16 protein-coding genes are annotated in these 18,841 nt (G+C 41.6%); 1 reads left to right on the forward strand and 15 read right to left on the reverse strand.

What is annotated here, in order from left to right:
- Positions 1–21: 21 nt before the first annotated feature.
- Complete coding sequence (locus tag RMZ95_RS27980; RefSeq protein ID WP_322685840.1) at positions 22–204, reverse strand: hypothetical protein; 183 nt, start codon at positions 202–204, stop codon at positions 22–24.
- A gap of 290 nt (positions 205–494) precedes the next feature.
- Here RMZ95_RS27980 and RMZ95_RS27985 point away from each other — a divergent pair, with 290 nt between their 5' ends.
- Positions 495–911: a hypothetical protein gene (locus RMZ95_RS27985; protein ID WP_322685839.1), complete on the forward strand. Its 417-nt coding sequence runs from the start codon at positions 495–497 to the stop codon at positions 909–911.
- Between the two features lie 876 nt (positions 912–1,787).
- Here RMZ95_RS27985 and RMZ95_RS27990 read toward each other — a convergent pair.
- The 14 genes from RMZ95_RS27990 to aroF all read right to left on the reverse strand — a co-directional run bounded on the left by RMZ95_RS27990 (position 1,788) and on the right by aroF (position 18,692).
- Entirely contained in the window at positions 1,788–2,342 is a 555-nt protein-coding gene (locus tag RMZ95_RS27990; RefSeq protein ID WP_322685838.1) for a hypothetical protein, read from the reverse strand.
- Between the two features lie 102 nt (positions 2,343–2,444).
- Positions 2,445–4,178: a multicopper oxidase family protein gene (locus tag RMZ95_RS27995; protein ID WP_322685837.1), complete on the reverse strand. Its 1,734-nt coding sequence runs from the start codon at positions 4,176–4,178 to the stop codon at positions 2,445–2,447.
- Between the two features lie 127 nt (positions 4,179–4,305).
- Entirely contained in the window at positions 4,306–5,442 is a 1,137-nt protein-coding gene (gene tyrA, locus RMZ95_RS28000) for a bifunctional chorismate mutase/prephenate dehydrogenase (protein WP_322685836.1), read from the reverse strand.
- 66 nt (positions 5,443–5,508) lie between these two features.
- Complete coding sequence (aroH, locus tag RMZ95_RS28005) at positions 5,509–5,946, reverse strand: chorismate mutase (RefSeq protein WP_322685835.1); 438 nt, start codon at positions 5,944–5,946, stop codon at positions 5,509–5,511.
- A gap of 393 nt (positions 5,947–6,339) precedes the next feature.
- Entirely contained in the window at positions 6,340–6,972 is a 633-nt protein-coding gene (locus RMZ95_RS28010) for a hypothetical protein (RefSeq protein WP_322685834.1), read from the reverse strand.
- A gap of 64 nt (positions 6,973–7,036) precedes the next feature.
- Positions 7,037–7,690 carry a PEP-CTERM sorting domain-containing protein gene (locus RMZ95_RS28015; RefSeq protein ID WP_322685833.1) on the reverse strand — a complete coding sequence of 218 codons (654 nt, stop codon included), beginning with the start codon at positions 7,688–7,690 and terminating at the stop codon, positions 7,037–7,039.
- 102 nt (positions 7,691–7,792) lie between these two features.
- Complete coding sequence (locus RMZ95_RS28020; protein WP_322685832.1) at positions 7,793–8,428, reverse strand: PEP-CTERM sorting domain-containing protein; 636 nt, start codon at positions 8,426–8,428, stop codon at positions 7,793–7,795.
- A gap of 129 nt (positions 8,429–8,557) precedes the next feature.
- Complete coding sequence (locus RMZ95_RS28025) at positions 8,558–9,307, reverse strand: Coq4 family protein (protein ID WP_322685831.1); 750 nt, start codon at positions 9,305–9,307, stop codon at positions 8,558–8,560.
- A gap of 94 nt (positions 9,308–9,401) precedes the next feature.
- Positions 9,402–10,547, reverse strand: a complete 1,146-nt coding sequence (locus tag RMZ95_RS28030) for a 3-oxoacyl-ACP synthase III family protein (protein ID WP_322685830.1) — start codon at positions 10,545–10,547, stop codon at positions 9,402–9,404.
- Between the two features lie 292 nt (positions 10,548–10,839).
- Positions 10,840–12,696 (reverse strand): ScyA-related TPP-binding enzyme, encoded by a 1,857-nt coding sequence (locus tag RMZ95_RS28035; protein WP_322685829.1) that lies wholly within the window; start codon positions 12,694–12,696, stop codon positions 10,840–10,842.
- Positions 12,697–12,756: 60 nt separating this feature from the next.
- Positions 12,757–14,277, reverse strand: a complete 1,521-nt coding sequence (locus tag RMZ95_RS28040; protein ID WP_322685828.1) for a long-chain fatty acid--CoA ligase — start codon at positions 14,275–14,277, stop codon at positions 12,757–12,759.
- Positions 14,278–14,324: 47 nt separating this feature from the next.
- Positions 14,325–15,761, reverse strand: coding sequence for a cytochrome P450 (locus RMZ95_RS28045; RefSeq protein ID WP_322685827.1), 1,437 nt, complete (start codon positions 15,759–15,761; stop codon positions 14,325–14,327).
- 65 nt (positions 15,762–15,826) lie between these two features.
- Positions 15,827–17,524 carry an aromatic amino acid ammonia-lyase gene (locus tag RMZ95_RS28050; protein WP_322685826.1) on the reverse strand — a complete coding sequence of 566 codons (1,698 nt, stop codon included), beginning with the start codon at positions 17,522–17,524 and terminating at the stop codon, positions 15,827–15,829.
- A gap of 58 nt (positions 17,525–17,582) precedes the next feature.
- Entirely contained in the window at positions 17,583–18,692 is a 1,110-nt protein-coding gene (aroF, locus tag RMZ95_RS28055; protein ID WP_322685825.1) for a 3-deoxy-7-phosphoheptulonate synthase, read from the reverse strand.
- Positions 18,693–18,841: the final 149 nt, after the last annotated feature.

The raw sequence follows: 18,841 nt of genomic DNA on the forward strand, positions 1-18,841 counted from the left end.
TCATATTTTTACTTCCTAGCTTTATCGTAAGCGATCATCCGGACATGATATAACTTGAGAGGACTCAGCGCCAAGTGTCTTGTCAGGTACGATATTACTTTGCTGTGCCTGAGCTTTATCAGTAAAGATACTGACAATTAACCAGCCTAGCAACCCTGCCAATCCGAACTGCAAACACTTGTGTAATCCGTATTGTTTAGTCATAGGTGCGCTTTCATATAGATTCTTTGAGTATCTAATAAAACTGCACCTTTGGATAATAAATAAGCGAATATTCGTTAATTATGCACTTTTCTGCAATCAGGCGATCGCATTTGTGCATTCTTTAGGTATGAGAACTGCACACAAACAAGCAGAAAAGGTGGATGTGTTGCATGAATATGTCAGATATTGTGTAACTCATTGCCAACAGTAAAACTAGTGTACGAATTTTTACTAAGGTTGCATCACCCATAACAATAATTTTTATAATGGTCAGAATAATGTTCAAAAGAATGGTTGTATCCCTACTCACCTCCGTTGGTCTATTAAGCCTAAATGCTAGCCCTACATTAGCAAAACCAGCCAATAATTTTAGATATCACCAAACCTTTTATCCATCAACTTGCAGCATTGCAATTGATGGCGAAAAATATGGCTGTGACTATACAGTTATGGGGGCTTTCAGCGATGCTAGCGCTAACCTCAAACTCTGTTCTACACGCTATTGTTTAATCCTTATGCTTACTCCTAGCCAACTTGCTAATCTAGGAGATGGCGAAGATTTCTACGTCAGTCAAATTGCTTGGCAAAGAGGTAATAGAGTAAGTGACCAATGGGATGTATCTATGCAATGTGGTTTCAAATCGGATGCAATAGGATGTATGGGAGAATTTGAGAACGGTAGCGCGATCGCAATTTATCTAGAGTAGAATGTTTCTCTGTAAATATCTGTGACAATCTCAGCCATTGGCGTAAAATATTGCCAGGCGAAGCGAATTCACAATAGAGGTTTTGTGTGGAGGTAGGAGTGGTAAGACTACGAACAAGTTAGTTGTCATCAAACTCGATGGTGACTTCTATAAGGGGTTTGGTTAGTTTAGAAATTGGCTTAGATGGTTCGCTTCCCAATATGAGCTAAGTGACAACGAATTAAAATTACCTTGGCATCTATGGGATTTATTTCGGTGGTCTTTGCGAGGTTGATTCCGCAATTAAAGCGAGATAGAAGTCATAATTGGCAACTTACCATTGCTGGAATTTACCTGAACTAACCTGAGTTCGACGTAAGAAAATGCCTAAAAGCCTTAGATATAAAGCTTTTCGCTGAAAAACACACTCGGTTTTTCTTCTCAACTAGGCTCCTATAATGATAATAAACACTCTATTTTCAACAAATATCTTTAATTCTCAATAATCGCTGTGAGAAAGCGCCTATATCATTTGGTCTGAAAGCTTATCAGACAAGATTTTCAAGCTAATTTTTTATATCAAACTCAGGTGAACTAGAGTATCAACGACGACTAAAAAGTATTCTGGGAGATTTGCCAATAACAATTGTAATTACCTAAAATCCCTATTATGAATTAGGCTGACAAGGCTAAAATGTTGTAATAGATTTTTGATAAAATTGAGATAAATTAATGCGTTCTGCTTTTTTCTAATACACTGTTTTAGCCTTGACGTGCAACTAAAAACGGGATTTGGGATAATTAAATTATTTGTGTGTACTCCGTAGGCTTTTGTAGGAGGTTAGAGGGAATCTAAAAGTACTTAAAATCCCGGCGATCGACTTTTAAAAATATCTGTTAATTAGCAATGCCTCCATTGGAATGATTGAGTTTTTTAAGAACGAGCCTACCGTTTATTTTGTTGATAGCTACTAAAACAGTTACACTTAGTATTCCCAACATTAAAGAAGACTCAGGTATAGGTGTTATAGAAAAATAACTGAGGGGATAACCTGTATAGGAACCTTGATATCCAACTTCTAAATAGTCATAAGTGTTAAAAACATTATATGACACTTTTGCTGCGGTGTAAGCAAATCCAAATTCACTCAATGCTGGAGAATCAGCTAGTAAGAGATTGTCATTGTCAAGAAATGAACCTGGAGATAATAAAGATTCTATTGGATCGCCATTTCTAATACCAGTAATATCTATAATCTCATAACTATTTGTGGCGGAATGGTAAGGGCTAGTTGTTAATGTTCCACTGGCTATAACATTGTCATTTGGGTTCAGTACACTTGTACCAGAGTAGTAAAAATTAAACATGGCAGCCGAAACAGGAGCCATCATAGCCATTAGAAAACAGATCGTGCCAGTAAAAGTAGCTGCAAGTTTTTTGTCAAAATTCATTCCATTTCCCCTTTTATTTCAAATCACTATTAAGATCGTCTTTGGTTAATGACTTATTCCTAAAGAACCCCATCTTTGATTCTCTTCTCAACACATACGAAGCTACGGTAGAACGTCAAAAGGTAGCATCATGTCGTTATCCTCGTGATTCAGCATGTGGCAGTGCCACACAAATCGTCCAGTGAATGAATTGCCAAAAGGTAAATTTGCTGCGGCTTTAGCACCAAAAGGAACTATCACACGAACCACCTCAAACGGATTGACTACTACAGTATCTTTCCAACCAGCCTCGTTCGCTGCTGGCGGTTTTGCTGAACCTTTTAAATAGGGGGTAGGGTCGAGTGGTGGATAACCATAAGGCACTGTATCCCCACCAGGTGCATTGTGCATGAGTACTTTACGCGGGCCAGTAGCTCTGTATGCTGCTGAGTACGCACTATCATTGATTGATTGTCGGTTGAGGATTTGAAATGGTACTAGATGCAGGTGCATTGTGTGGGCATATGGCTGAAGATTGATAAAGTTCCACTGCTCTACTGTGTCTACTTGTGGTTGCTCTCTCAATTCTGGGTGGTTGGCTGCCTCATGCCAGTAAACAGCGTTGAGTATCATGGCTAAGACTTTAAAATTAGAGTCCAAAATATCTATTAGAACCAGGTTGCGCTCTTTGACTGGTTTCGTAGCAATTTTTGTGATTAATGGATTGTTTACTCGCAGCCTTGTGGGAATAGCTTTAGGAACGGCAGCACCCTGATTCACTGTAAACTGCATAACTTCTGGCATTTTAAAGAAACCCTGAGCAATTACCGTAGCTAAACCTTTGGGATACGGTGCAGCAGCGTCGTTTTGCAATACAATCTTGTCTCCTGGCAGGCTTTGAGAAAAATCGATGAGTACGTCTGCTCGTTCACCAGGCCCTAGCAGTAGCTTAGACAAATATACTGGAGCGTTTAGGAATCCTCCGTCACTGCCAATTTGAATTAGTTGCTGATTTGACGACAGCTTTAATCTGAAGAATCGGGAGTTTGAGGCGTTGACGATGCGGAAGCGGTACAAAGTTCGGTCAACATTGAGGTTTGGCCAAACCTTGCCGTTGACGACAGCAACATCAGCGTAAAACTCAGTTTTCCATGTCGCTGGAAAGGACATCGAACCATTGGAATCGAAGGAATGATCTTGCAGCACCAACGGTATTTCATAAGGCGCTCCAGCAGGGATACCAAGGGGGCCATTGCCACCAATGGGATCGTCATCATCCCTAATCAGATACATTCCAGCTAAACCGGCTTGGAGGTTCAAAGCGGTCATGCCAAGGGAATGGTCATGATACCAGAGTGTTCCTGCCTCTTGATTGTTGTTGTAGTTGTACACATTGCTCTGTCCAGGCAGATATGTATCTTCTGGATAACCGTCGCTCTCAGGTTCGGTATTGCTGCCGTGTAAGTGTATAATTGTTCGGGGATTAGTTATGTCGGATGCATTGACACCATGCAAGTTTGTATCTACTGACCCAGCTAATGGATGAGTGCCAAGTTTATTGAATGCCTGAATCCTAACAGGCGTTCCCCTTGCTACCTCGAAAGTGGGGCCAAGATAAGACAATCCGCCGTAACCCCAGGTGGTAGAAGATCCTAAGCTGCTATGGAACGAGTGTGTACCTGGTGCAATATCTAAGGTACTAGGCGGTGAAATTGGGTATGAAATGGGCAGAGACTCGGTAAATTTTGAAAGTGAGGGCGAGGCTGCATAGGTTCTCTTTCCTTTAAGTAGTTCGGGGAGCAGAACTCCGGCTCCTAAACCTGCACTCATCGTTAAAAATTGCTTTCTAGTTAACATTTTTGATTTTGGTTGTAAAAATTAGCATTGAGTCTACAAAAACTTGGACTTATGCAAGAACTCTTTATTTCTTTGTATCCTTTGCACCCTACTATTTTGGTTCAATAGTTCTCCCATATGAAGCAATTTAGGCTCGTGATGCTATAGGTTGATTAGCGATCGCACTTTGTTTACTAACGAAATATAGTTGTTTTTGTTCAACATCTTTAGCAGCTAAGAGTGTACTTAAGGTGTCAATCACATGAGTACTTTCTTCTACAGCAGAGTGCATTTCTTCTGCCAAAAAGCTATGAGTTGCTTTGAACTCCTGAATTAAACTATCTCGATTGTTTTGAATAACTAATTGCGCCAACCGATTATAAGCGATCGCTAGCTGCCCAATAGCTTCTCGACGCTCTGATGTCGCAAGCATAATATCTACTACCAGAGGTGCAGACTGACTGAACAAGCGGCCAACTATGTCCATTTCTAGACGAAAAATTGGGCTAGAAAAATCTAAGCTACGATGGATGTCAATGTTTTGTTCTGCTAGGAAAACACCAAGACTAAACGTTGTAAAATTACGGATTGCTTGAACAGCAATCATCATTTCATCGTGTTCTTCTGGTGTGGACACAATCAGTTTACCACCATCATGTTCAATTAAATCTAAAAACCATTGAAATGCATCGTCTCCACGACCAGAACAGACTACCACTTTTTGGCATAAGAACGATTTTATGCCTGGGCCAAACATTGGATGTAAGCTCATTACAGGCCCACTATGCTGCTCAAGCATAGTCTGTAATATTGGAGTTTTAATACTAGCAATATCAGCTAAAGCAGTAGTTGGAGATAGGTATTTAGCAAGTTTATGGATAACGTCTATTGTATATTCAATAGGAACACAAACTAAAACTAAATCTGCTTTTTTTAGTAGTGATTCTGCTTGTTCCCAGTCCCCCTGGTCGAGAATACTGATGTAGTGACCGGCGGCTGATAATTTCTGCTGAAAAAAGTACCCCATCATACCGCGCCCACCAACTAGAGTAACCCGTCGTGGTTTGGTATTTGCTGGAGGCGAAAATGCATTAGCAGCAGAGGTACAACCTGTAACCAGGTTTTTCCACATTGACTCTGGAACACCAGCCTGCACTAAGGAGAATGCAAAATTAGTAATTTGTTCTTCTAAAGATATAGATTGTGATTCAGCTAAAACTGCAATTCTTTTACCTAGTAAATCAATGAGTTGTTGGTCAATTTGTTTCAGCTTTTCTGGAAGCATAAGACCTCTTCAATAGATGATTATTTTTTCAGAGATAGCGATGTCTGCGACAGTCTACGCTTACGCTTAACTGCATCTCGCTATATCCGGGCGTAACTGTGCAGCGCCACGCAAATAGATCGGGCGTAATGCATTTTGAGGCATCGGGGTATTAAAGTGAATTAGCACCCGAATACAGCATTTCAGGCTACCGTTTACCTGCATTTGCTGGACATCCAATAGAGGAACTCGATCCCAACCCGGACGTTGACGTGCCACCGCAGCTGGAAACATTGCATCTAGATCAGGAGTCGCTGAAAAGGTGACACTAACGATTTCAGCAGGATCTAAAGGATTGTTTGCTTCTAAAGCATTCAATAACTCATCTACAGCCTCAGCGATCGCTTGTGCTGAGTTTTGGCTAACTGTAGTTGCACCCCGGAGTCCTCGCACCCGCCATTCTCCAAGTGACGCTGATATGTGATTTTGTTGGTATGTATGTGTAAGCAATGTGAACTTATCCATGTTGATTTAACCCTTAAAGACTTAATTTTTGTCTCAACACAAAGTTTTAGTTAGCTACTCTTTCAACCCAAAACAATTGGAACTTTTTTTCGGATTTTTAGTCTAATTTTTATTGATTCTTGCTATTTCTTAATACCAATAGCTATGTGCTGCTTTGAAGAGTGCGATCGCCTATTATAGTTTTGATGCGATATATATCAGGTCTAGATGATATATTCTGAAAAAATTCTAGAGAGATTATTGAGATTAAAGAGTTAAAAAACAATAAAACTATTTGTAACCCTCTTTCATTCTTTAGATATAACGATTGTTTAACAATAGAAAGTTTAACCAAAGGTGATGAAAGAGGAGCAATCTAGATTGGGCTAAAAGTTAACTAAACCAGCGTCAGTCTTAGATATCAATTAGTTTTCCTTGGCGCTGACGACGACAGAAGATAAAGTAAGCGCCTACCCCTAACAATGCAGGCAACAATCCAGGTTCAAAAACCCTTTCAATTCGGGTTTGGACAGTTCCTGTATACAGTAGATTGCCTATTGAATTAGGAAAGTCCGCATTTGGATAGACATCAAGAATTGCAGTACTTGGAACTGTTGTTCGGATGGCGGTAGATTCCCCAAATGTACCCTTTGGATAATGAAAATAGTTCAGCAAAGCAAACTCAGACGCTGGCTGCCGTTGAGAAGCGCGTACTTCCCAAATAAAATCGTCGGTATCAGGTGATGTAAGACCATCTTCTTGACGGGGTAAAAAAACAATCGGATTACCAACGGTTCCTTGAAAAACTCCCTTCTCCCCCAAATCAAATTTATAATCATATCCCCCTTCAAAATATAGGGTAGACTTCGGTGAATCTGGAGTTCCTATGGCAGTGTCATCGTAAGTAAAGTAACCGTTCACTCCCTCACCTTCAAAGCTGAATCGATACAAAGCTGCTTGAGCAGTGTCTATATTTAGTATTATTGATACGAGGAATGCTGCTGCACTTGAAATAACAGGAAGTGAGAATTTATCAAATAGAGCCATTTCTCTTACCTTTAAAAAAGATTGATTGCCAAATTAAATTTTTTAATAGCTCGGTGAACTAATCTTATGCAGATAATAGTTGTCGGCGCTGACGACGGAAAATAAACCAAGCACTCACTCCCAGTAATGCAGACACTGATGCAGGTTCAGGAATCTGTTCGATTTTTGTTTTAACAGTTCCTTGAAATGTGTAGTCTCCTGTCGTATTAGGGAAATCCCAGTATGGGTAAACTCTGAGTCTAGCGGTGTCAGATACGCTCGTTCGGATGGCAACAGAATCTGAAAAGGTTCCCTCTGGGTAACTAAAGCGAATTGACAAACCGTATTGCCGCCCACTGGCAGTCGGAGGAACGTAAAGAATAAAGTCATCAACGGTATCGTCATAGCCTAAATTACCAGCACGGCTAAGATAAACAATATTTCTGGCCTCATCATGTATATCTTGCTGCGATCCTTTTGTTCCCTCGGCCAGAACACCCCCTGCATTAATGGAATATTGTTCCACTGAGCCATCATACTCAGCAAGAGGAAAGTTCTCTCCGAGAGGTTCTAGCTTCTTAGCTGAATCATTATAGATAAAGTAACCATTTGCTCCCTCGCCCTCGAAAGTAAATTTAAACAGGGCAGCTTCAGCAGTATTTATGTTTAATGTTACTGACGCAAGTAACGCTGCTGCACTTGAAATAGCCGAAAGCGATAATTTATTCAATAAAGCCATTTTTATTACCTCTAAAAAACATTGATTGCCCAATTAGTTTCTGAAACTAACTTTAATAAAGTACTAAAAAAGACTTAAATATACTAAGTTGGTTTACTATAATTAATTCTCTTCAGTAATAATATGTCGGTGCTGACGACGGAACAAAAACCAAGCGCCTACTCCTAACAATGCAGGCAAGAATGTAGGCTCAGGAACCTTCTCAATCCGAGTTCGGACAGTTCCTGTATACACCAGGTTGCCTCTTGAAGAAGAAGGGTCTACATTTGGATAAACATCAAGAATTGCAGTACTTGGGACTGTTGTCCGTATAGCGGTAGATCCACCAAATGTATCTTCTGGGTAATGAAAATAGCTCACCAAAGCAAACTCAGACGCTGGTTGTCGTTGAAAAGCACGTACTTCCCAAATAAAATCATCAGTGTCAGGATATGGAATACCATCTTCAGCACGAGCTAAAAAAATAATCGGATTACCAACACTTCCTTCAAAAACCCCCTTCTCCCCAAAGTCAAATTTATAATCATATCCTCCATCAGGATATGCTGTAGCATTGGGTGTAAAGGGACTGCTTCCTATAGCACTGTCATCGTAAGTAAAGTAACCGTTTACTTCCTCACCCTCGAAACTAAATTTCAACAAGGCAGCTTGGGCTGGATTTGTACCAAGCGTTCCTAAAGCTAAAAATGCTACAATGCTGACAGCAGAAGCAATTGAGAATTTATTCAACAAAGCCATTTTAGTTATGTCCCAATCAATATATAGCAGTCTTAAATGATACGGGAGAATAAATAAAAGCTGTAATGCTTGTATAATTAAGTATTTTTGCCTCAGTATTTTCTCGCATATCATTTAAGATTGCTATGGTTATACTTTCAGGCTGAAAATTTTATTATTTGGCAGGCGATCGCGTTGTAAAACTTGACCTGGGAGTATATTATACTCTGCCTGGATACTTTCTAAAGGTCTGTGCCACATTTCTTCCCAGCGCACAGCCCAAAGGGGATGAGCAGCACGACCCCGTTGCCAGCCTTCAAATAGCGCCTCTAGAGCCAAGCCTAGATTCTTGGTGTTAATGGTTGCAAAGTGCAGAACCAAAGCTGTCATCAACAAGGTTTGATAGACTGTTGGGCCTTGACCATGACAAAAACCCTGGAGTGCTAATTCTCCCAAAATTTCTGTGTTATAGCCAGTTATGACGTGCCAGATATCGTGAGTCTGCATTTTGCGTATTTTGATATAGTTTAAATCATCAGGTGAATCATAAGCGCTATAGTCATAAGCAGGAATACCATTTTCAGTCATGTGATGATAGTAGACATAACCTAGAGTTCCTGGAGCGCAGTCTTTATTGAGGTCTTCTAATTTATACTGAGGCCCCAAATAGCGTTGCGAAATCATTTCTGCCATCCCAGGATAAAGCTGCAACTGTTCAACATGGTCAGAAGCTTGCATGTCATCCAGATGCCTGATTGTTTCTTCTAACTTGAAATACCATGCAAGCTCAGGATCTTGAGGAAATGCTGCTACTGATAAAAAAGCCTGGACAAAAGCTGGGTCATTCAGCACGGAGTTGGAATTGGTCAGGACTTGTGCCATTGACTCTGTAATCTCCATCACAAAACTCCTTTCAAAGATGTATGTATTTTGCTGTTTAGATGTATGCAGTGTAGAGACGCAATTAATCACGTCTCTATAAAAGTCAAGAATCCTATTGACGAATCAGAATTCTATCCTCTTGTTGAGAAAAACTAACTGATGGAGCAGGAGCAGGGCCTAGCGCGACATCGCCCCAGCGCATTACACAGCCACCAGCATTAGATGACGAACCCATTGTGTAGACGAGAACTAGATCGTTTTCACGAATTTTACCTGCATGGGCGGCATGGTAGAGATTCGCAACGGGAAAGGTTGGCCCAATATTGGCATATAGGGGATTAATGTTGAGTGTACGCTCTGGTTCAATACCGAGAGCGCGGGTGCAAACTCGTGAATACCAGGCACTGGGTGTATTAAAGACAAAAAAGTTGATTTGATCTAAAGTGAGTCCAGCATCAGCGATCGCACCGTGGCAACATAGACGAATAAACTTCACTGTTGTCTCGTTAAACATCTTGCTTGCACCCTTGCCGCCTCGGATAAACATTTTGACGTTACCATGTTCATCGGTGGTGAATTCATTATAGAAAGCACCGCAGGTCGCAGCAGTATTGGCAATTTTCGTACCGAGAATACCTTGGTTTGCTTTCAGTTTACCAACTACAAAGGCTCCAGCACCGTCGCCTGATAAAAATGCTAAAGTATCATTTTCGTCAGTATAGCGCGAATACGTAGTTGAGACGACCACTAACACATTCTGATACTGTCCCGTTTGCACTAAAGAACAGGCCGTTTGAAGCGAAACTAATACTGAAGTGCAAGTTGATTCTATATTCCACGCCGCACCTTGTAGTCCCAATTTTCCAGCCAGAAAAGCAGCATTACCAGGTGTGATTTGCTCTGGAAATAGTGAAGTAACGAGCATGAGATCGATGTCTTCAGGAGATAGCTTTGCGGCTTCGAGGGCATCGAGAGCGGCGCGATACTCTAGTGAGAGCGAAGTCTCATCGGGAGCTAAGACCCTTCGTTCGACAGTACCACGGAAAGGGTCTGACATATATGGTGTTACCTCTTGTGACCAGATATCATCATCACTGGTGACTGTGGCTTGATCGGGTACAAACAATTTCGCTAGAGTTTTTTGTTCAGCCTCAGCAACCATCTTTGGGAAATTCTCTCTGTAGTAATTGTTTGTGCGGATGATGCTAGGAAAGTTAACTGAAACTGCACGAATACCTACTGGTTCTAATGTTGTCATGACAAATATCCTTTTGATTTTGTTTTTGGTATTACACGATGAAAGTGGAAAATACTGATACGATTCTCAGTTGAGTGAGGTAAAAGAACCCCACCCCCAACCCCCTCCCCGCAAGCGATGAGGGGGCTATGATATACCTTGTATGATTTGGAAACGCTATATACAGCAGAATTCAGAATTCAGGAGTCAGAAGTAAAACAGGCTTTATACCTGGCTTTGATATGAATCATTGTGTACTTCAGTAACTTGAAATATGCTGTAGTTATTAATCATTGGTACTAATGACTAATGACTAATGACCAATAACCGTTTTAGCTTCTATGGCTCCTTGCTTAATCAAACTTTGAATGCGGCCTCCAATAGGTGCGGGTCGCGTTGGGTCAATTTTCACATCAACAATGAATGGAACAGTAGATAAAAGTGCTTTTTGTAGCGCTGCTCCCAAATCTGATTCAGTATTAACACAGATACCATCGGCTCCCATAGCTCTAGCGATCGCAGCAAAATCAGTACTCGGTATTTCTGTATCTATGGGAACCTGGCCACTTAACCCCTGCAATGCCATTCCTTGGGCGCACATATTGTAACGTCCATCGTTGAGGATAATCCAGACAGATGGAACCTCAAATCTCACTGCCGTGCTGACTTCGTTGTTCATCAGCATTGCTCCGTCGCCAACAATAGCAACGGCTTTACCTTTTCGCCCTAATGCTGTGCCAACTACCCCGGTGGTAGCATGACCCATAGAGCCAAAACCAGTACTAATCCGGTAACGACCTGGTTGCTTAAATCGCAACAAGTGAGTTGCCCAAGCAAAGGAGTTACCCGCTTCAGCTAAGATTGAGGCATCGCTACCCTCAATAATCAGCCCTTGAATTGCATCCATCAGAACTTCGGGGCGCACTAAGCCATTGTTGCGGGGAGCATTGGTGTAAATTTCAGGACGGGGTAGTGAGGAATTAGGAAACCAATTAAGACGTTTTGGCAAGTGTTTTAATATCGCTTTGAGGAATGCTTTGATTTCTGAGTGGACAGCAACAGTCTCTACTGATGGATAAGCTACTCCTGGAACTTGCGCATCGATATCAACATGAATGAATCCATTACTGGGAATCATCGCCGGACTCCAAAATGAAGTAGGTTCACCAAGGCGCGTTCCCAACACTAATATGCGTTGCGGTCGTTGCTCTTGCATATATGTCAGGACTGATAAATGTCCGCTAAAACCTGTGACACCGATAAATTGGGGATGATGTTCTGGAAAAATCCCTTTGGCGCGAGGTGATGTCATTACCGCCGCCCCGGTTTTTTGTGCCAACTGGCGGATTTCCTCGGCGGCGTGTCGCGCCCCAAAGCCAACCCAGATAGCAAAGGATTCTTCAGATAATAGTTTTACACATTCAGCGATCGCTTCTTCACTAGCTGTTGGTACAGATTGAGAAAAGCCTTGCTGAGGTAACTGTGCTTTTAATGGTGTCGTCTGGATTGGGGTAGGAACGCTAATATGGGCTACAAAGCTGCCTGGTTGGGCTAAACCTTGGGCAAGTCTGCGAGAAATTTCTGGCAGTTGATCTCCAGACTCTAATATAGTTGCGTAATTGAATAGTGGGCCCGAAGTAAAAATTCCTGAGAAGGGCATTGTGTGGGCGCTAGTTTCTTGACAAGCTCCCCGACCGCGATTTGCAGTTGAGGTTGCAGCCGACAAGAAAATTACCTTTGCTCCTTCCCCTCGCGCTGCAAAAAGCCCAGTCAGAGCGTTTGTAATCCCAGGGCCTGTAGTAGTGAATACCACGACGGGGCGATCGCTGGCAAAATAAGTTTCAGTCGCGGCGAAGGCTGCTCCTGATTCATGGCGAAAGTGAAGCAATTCGATGCTACTACGGTTTAATGTTGCCCATAATGGCCCAATACCGCCTCCTGAAACACCAAATGCATAGTTAACTCCCAAATTTTCCAGAATCTTAACTAGAGCCTCTGCAACCGTAGGATTTAATTCTGACTCTGGAAATTTTTCATTCAGCGATGCAGGAGAGAAAATAGAAGATCCAGTTGAAGTTTCAAATGAAATTTGATTAGATGAAGGGTTAATTTTTGTTCCCAAAGCTTGAGGAGAATTAGCTTTTTTGTTGATATACTTAGTATTCACCATTGCCAATGATTCCTGTTTATTGATTTTTTAGCTTTATTGATGACTTAGCTCAAGCTAGATTTAGTTATTAACAGCAACTAATTGAGAGCTTGATTGCTGGCGTAAAACTCGTTTTAGAACTTTACCTGTTGGGTTCTTTGGCAGGGAATCTACAAAATTAATAGCACAAGGAAGTTTGTATTTTGCCATTCTTTCCGAGCAAAATTTTAGGATTTGTTCTTCGCTAATTATCTTACCCTGCTTCAAGATAATATTTGCTTGAACTATCTCACCTTTGATAGCATCCTTAACGCCATATACAGCTACCTCGGCAACAGATGAATGTTGATAAATCACATTTTCAACTTCAGTCGGATATACCTTAAATCCAGACACATTAATCATGTCTTTCATGCGGTCAACGATGTAGAAAAAACCGTCTTCATCTATCCTACCAATATCACCAGTATGGAACCAGCCATTTTTAATTACTTCCGCAGTCTCAAATGGGCGATTCCAATAACCAAGCATGACGTTAGGCCCTCGAATTACTATCTGACCCAATTCACCAAGCTCTACCTGATTACCATTATCGTCAATAACTTTCATTTCTACATTCTCAATTGGAGCGCCAATGGAACCGAGTTTGTATTTCAAATCGTGATTATAAGACGCACATGGTGATGTTTCAGTTAAGCCATATCCTTCATTAATGACTTTCCCATACTTATCTCGCCAAGTTTGTGCAACTTCAATTGGCATTGGTGCGGCAGCTGAAAAGTAGTAACGAACACTATTGAGGTTGTAACCAGATAAATTACTATTTAGAAGATTGATAAATACCGTTGGTACTCCAAAAAACATTGTTACTTGATGAGTAGCGATCGCGTTGAGTATTTGCTCAAGATCAAATCGACGTTTCAGGATAATTGTGGCACATACGTTTAATGCTGCATTGAGAATAGCATTTTGACCAAAGCAATGAAATAACGGTAGATAAAGTAGTAATCGGTCATCTGATTGCATTCCACAACAACGGTTTTGGGAATACATATTAGAAATTATGTTGCCGTGAGAAAGGGTCGCTCCTTTAGGAAAACCTGTTGTTCCTGACGTATAGACGATGCTAGCAGGAGTATGGCGATCTATTTCAATAGCATCTGCATTACCAGAAGCACTTTCTATCAGTTTTGCTAAAGTAATTCCCTTTTTGGCGCTACCCTCTGCAATCAAAATGTGTTGCAGTTCGGGTAAATCTGCCTCTGGTACATTTTCAATGAGTGACTCTGTAGTAATTATTGCTTTAGCAGCACAATCGTTGAGAATGTAGCTAACTTCATTACTTTTCAGCATGACGTTGACTGAGACAACAACCGCACCAATTTTGAGAATGCCAAGATAAGAAATGATAAATTCTGGAATATTTGGCAAAAACAAAACTACGCGATCGCCTTTTTTAATTCCTAATCCACTTAAACTGTTAGCTAGACGATTTGCTAGTTGGTTAAGCTGTTTGTAAGTAAAAGATTTCTCTTCAAATATCAGCGCGATTTTATCAGGATATAGTTGATAACCCCGCTCGATATGATGGGCAATATTCATGGCTAAAAAGACTCACTTAACTTCATTACCTTTGTCTACTTCGACAGTCATTGCTCAGAAGAATTCAGTGTTAATAATGTCTTTTGAGTATTTAGCTGACTGACGCTATCAAGTTCCGTTCGTGGCTGCAATGTCATCAGGATGCCTTTGCGTGTTTGCAGAGTTAGCAATGGCTGCGGCTCAACTGGATGTTCAGGCAGTAGATTGAGGCGGAAACGTTGACACACCATTGCCACAATCAACTGAATTTCTGTTAATGCAAACATGTCACCTAAGCATTGACGTTGGCCGCCGCCGAAAGGAAAGTATGCATAACGGGGACGATCAACAGAGCGTTCTGGTGTGAATCGTTCAGGATCAAAGCCTTCAGGATTATCCCAAAAAATAGGGAGGCGGTGCGTGACAAAGGGACTGAACAAAAGCATCGAGCCAGCTGGAATATGATAGCCGCCAATCAAATCATCGCCCAAGTTGTTGCGGGCATAAACCCACGCACCCGGATAAAGTCGCATTGCCTCTTGGACAACCATTTTGGTATATTTCAGGTATGGCAAATCCTCGAAAGTAGGGGTTCTGCAAGCCAATACCGTAGCCAGTTCTGCCTGTAACTCGCGTTCCACGGTGGGATATTTGGAAAGCAAGTACCAGATCCAACCAAGTGTTACAGCTGAAGTCTCAAATCCAGCCGAGAAGAGTCCAACTATCTGGTCATGTAATTGCCGATCGCTCAATCCTTTGCCAGATTCATCCTGAGTACTCATGAACATTGAAAGTATGTCATGAGTAGTATGATTGCCTTGTTTGCGTTGCTGAATAATGTTGTTAGCAACTGTGCGGAGGGTGTTGATTGCTTGGGTAAACTGGCGGTTTTTTGGTGTGGGGAAGCTAATAGGCGGCTTGATGACAGCCCATAAGCGATCGCTAAGGAACTTGTAGATATTATTCCAAGCCTGAATTAGTTCGCTGGTGTCACTATCAGCATCGATACTCAAAGTCGTCTTCAGCAGAATCTTCTGTGTCAGCACGAGCATTTCCGCAGAGATATCGAGAGTTGCACCGGGTGGAATTTTTTGCCAGCGTTCTACCATCTCGGCGGTAAGCTGGGTCATGTCATTGACCATCGCGGCGATTTGCTGGCGGTGAAAAGATGGTTGCATGAGGCGACGCTGGGAACGCCATGAATCACCCTCGCTAATTACCAAGCCTTCGCCAATTACTAGTTTTATGTCCTGGAAATTTTCACCTTTTGTATAGTTCTGAGGATTTTCTTGCAGGACATATTTTATAGAATCGGGATCGGCAATCAAGTAAAGTTGTTGCGGGCCGATTGACCCCAGATGGACAACGCCACCATACTCACGCGCTGCATTGGTGAGGAATTGCAGCGGATTTGTTGACATTTGTGGAAAGCAACCAATAATCGGAAAACCAGGTGGGCCAGGAGGTTTTTTACGTGCATTTTGGTAGATGCTTTGTTTGATCATTGTATTCTCTCCAATTTAATTAGAAAAAATCATCACCGTTCGTAACAGATTAAGACTTAGGAGTTTCAGGTCAACAAAAGCTCCTTAACTGCTTGCACAATCTGTCCACCATTGGCGATATCACTGGCAATTTTGGCGATGTGTTCGTCTAGGGCTTGTTCGTGGTCATTCCAGATGTAAGGTCTGTCGGCAGAAGGCGCTTGTCCGACGACATCACGGATTGCTAGATATAAATTTCTGGTTGCTGGCGAGAGGGTGACGCGGGCATCATAATGTCCAACAGTTTTGTATGTGCGTAAATCAACCGATTGCACACCAAACATCAAAGCGATCGCTATATATTGTTGAAAGATTTCTACTGATTGACGTGCTAAATTTGCGGAAGCAAAACCTTGGCTGTTGATATTTTGGTTATATTGTTCTGCGTGAGTGGGAAAACGATCGGCTATAGAATTTCCATAGAAGGTTAACAGAGGCATAATCGAGTTGCCAGTAATTTGCAATCCCTTCAATCCCATGTTTACAACTCGATCTGTGTTACCAACTAAAGATGGAGATAGCCCATTGTTAAATTCTGGTGCAACCAAGTACGCTATTTGGACATCCAAGTGTTTAGCTAACAACCCGATGTAGTAACGCAATTGATCCATACCTACGCCAATGTACTGCCCTAAGAAATTACCGCCATGATAACTTGCTTGGTTTTCTACATCGATAAGTGGGTTGTCAGTTACAGAGTTAATTTCTACTTCAATTTGTTTTTGAATTTGGTCAAAACCATCGACAATTGGCCCCATATATTGAGGCAAACAACGCAGTGAATAACGATCTTGAATCGGATGTTCGCCGCGATAGTTGTGAGCGCCATTTAACTCGTCTCGAACTAACTGCGAACCTTCTAACAGGTTGAGCATTTGGCTAGCAGCCCATTTTTGTCCTGAATGTGGTTTGAGTTTATGGATAAATGGGTGAAATGATTGATTAGTCCCATTTAAACCTTGAATAGCTAAGGCGTGGGCAGCCATTGACAATCCTAAAAGATTTTTGGTGTCGTAGACGCAATTAGCGGCGATACCTGTCATGACTGAAGTACCATTCATCATTGCTAACCCTTCTTTAGGAAGTAGGTGCAATGGCTCTAAATTCAGCTTTTTGAGTGCTGTTAGGGCATTTATTTCTTCACCGTTAAAGTCAACGGTGTAACTGGAATTTAAACCAATCAATGCTCCGGTAATATATGCTAAGGGTGTTAAATCACCACTAGCACCAATGGAACCAAATTCGCAGACATGAGGTGTAACACCAGCATTCAGAAATATCAACATCCGCTTGAGGATTTCTAAACGAATCCCCGATGCACCACTAATGTGAGAATTCACACGTAGCAGCATGGCAGCCCGAACATCAACTAGAGGTATTTTTTTACCTGCACCTACTTTGTGATACCACATCAAATTATTTTGTAGTAAAGTCGCAGATTCAGGAGAAATTACCACGTTTGCCATACCACCAAAACCAGTTGTCACCCCATAAATAGGTTCACCAGATTCAACGGCATTACGAATATAATCGCAGGATGCTTGAATATTACCCAGTTTTTCTGGATCGTCAGTTAAACGTACCTGTTTGCCATAACGCGCTACACTAATTACTTCTTCAACAGTGAGATTGCGATCGCCTACGACTACAGCATCATCAGAACTAGGGACAAAAGAAAAAGCTGTTTTCTGGCCAGTGTTTGTACTTAAGCTAACTGTATTCATGTTTTCTAGAGTTTGTTGTGACTAAAGTTTTCAATCTTGGCTGACGAGCTAACAATTCTTAAAGAACCCCAATCTTCCAATTTACTAAAGATGTCTGCGACTGAGTGACTTTACTGTTTGTGTATCTTGGTTCTTGCCAGCGACCAAAGAATTTGCCCAGAGGAGTGATTTCTTTCATAAATTGCTCAAAGTTAGGAAAATTGAGCGATTGAGGCCCATCTGAAAGGGCTTTTTGAGGGTTGGGGTGAACCTCAACCATTAGCGAATCACAACCAGCCGCGATCGCAGCCAGCGCCATTGATGTCACCAATTCCGATTTACCAGTAGCGTGGCTAGGATCGATCGCAATTGGCAGGTGAGTTAAATTACGCAAAACCGGAATTGCAGATATATCTAACGTGTTGCGTGTATATTCCCGATCAAAAGTTCTAATGCCTCGTTCGCACAAAATCACATTGGGATTTCCTGCTGCCAAAATATACTCCGCTGACATCAGCCAATCTTCAATAGTGGCTGACAAACCACGTTTGAGGAACACAGGTTTATTGGTTGCACCGACTTTTTTCAAAAGAGAAAAGTTTTGCATATTGCGTGCGCCAATTTGCAAAATATCTGCAACTGATGAAATTATTTCCAATTCAGCTGCATCCATTACCTCGGTAATAATGCCCAAGCCAGAAACCGATTTAGCTGTTGCTAACCAGTCCAAGGCACTTTCTCCATGTCCCTGGAAAGCATAAGGTGAAGTTCTGGGTTTGTAAGCACCTCCTCTGAGAAACTTTGCACCTGCGGCTTTGACTTGCAGTGCAGTTTCTACAATCATTTCTTCGCTTTCTACAGAACAGGGGCCTGCAATTACAACTACAGGATGGTTTTGACCGAAAGTGATGGTTTCAGAGGGTGTAAACACCTTGACTTCACTGGGTTCACCATGACGAAACTCTAAACTAGTGCGTTTGAATGGCTTCTTTATCCGTAGCACTTGCTCAATAAAAGGGCTTAAATTTTGCACTTGGCGCACGTCGATTTCTGCCGTATCACCAATTAAACCAATAGCTACTTTATGTTTACCTACAGAGATTTCTGGGACAACATTCCAGCGTGAAAGTTCTGTGAGCAATGAGTCAATTTCTTGTCGAGGAGAACCGGATTTCATGACAATAATCATCGTTTCAACATCCTTCTAAAATATGTATGCAATTAACTTGTACAAATCTGAAGTTGTGTAATTACTTAGCTTAAAAACCAGGAAATAATGGCGTTCAGTAGTTTTACTGTTGCCAATGACTTACACAATATCTGAGAACTTCATGTAAC

The sequence above is a fragment of the Nostoc sp. DedQUE07 genome (assembly GCF_034530975.2).
Lineage (GTDB): Bacteria > Cyanobacteriota > Cyanobacteriia > Cyanobacteriales > Nostocaceae > Nostoc.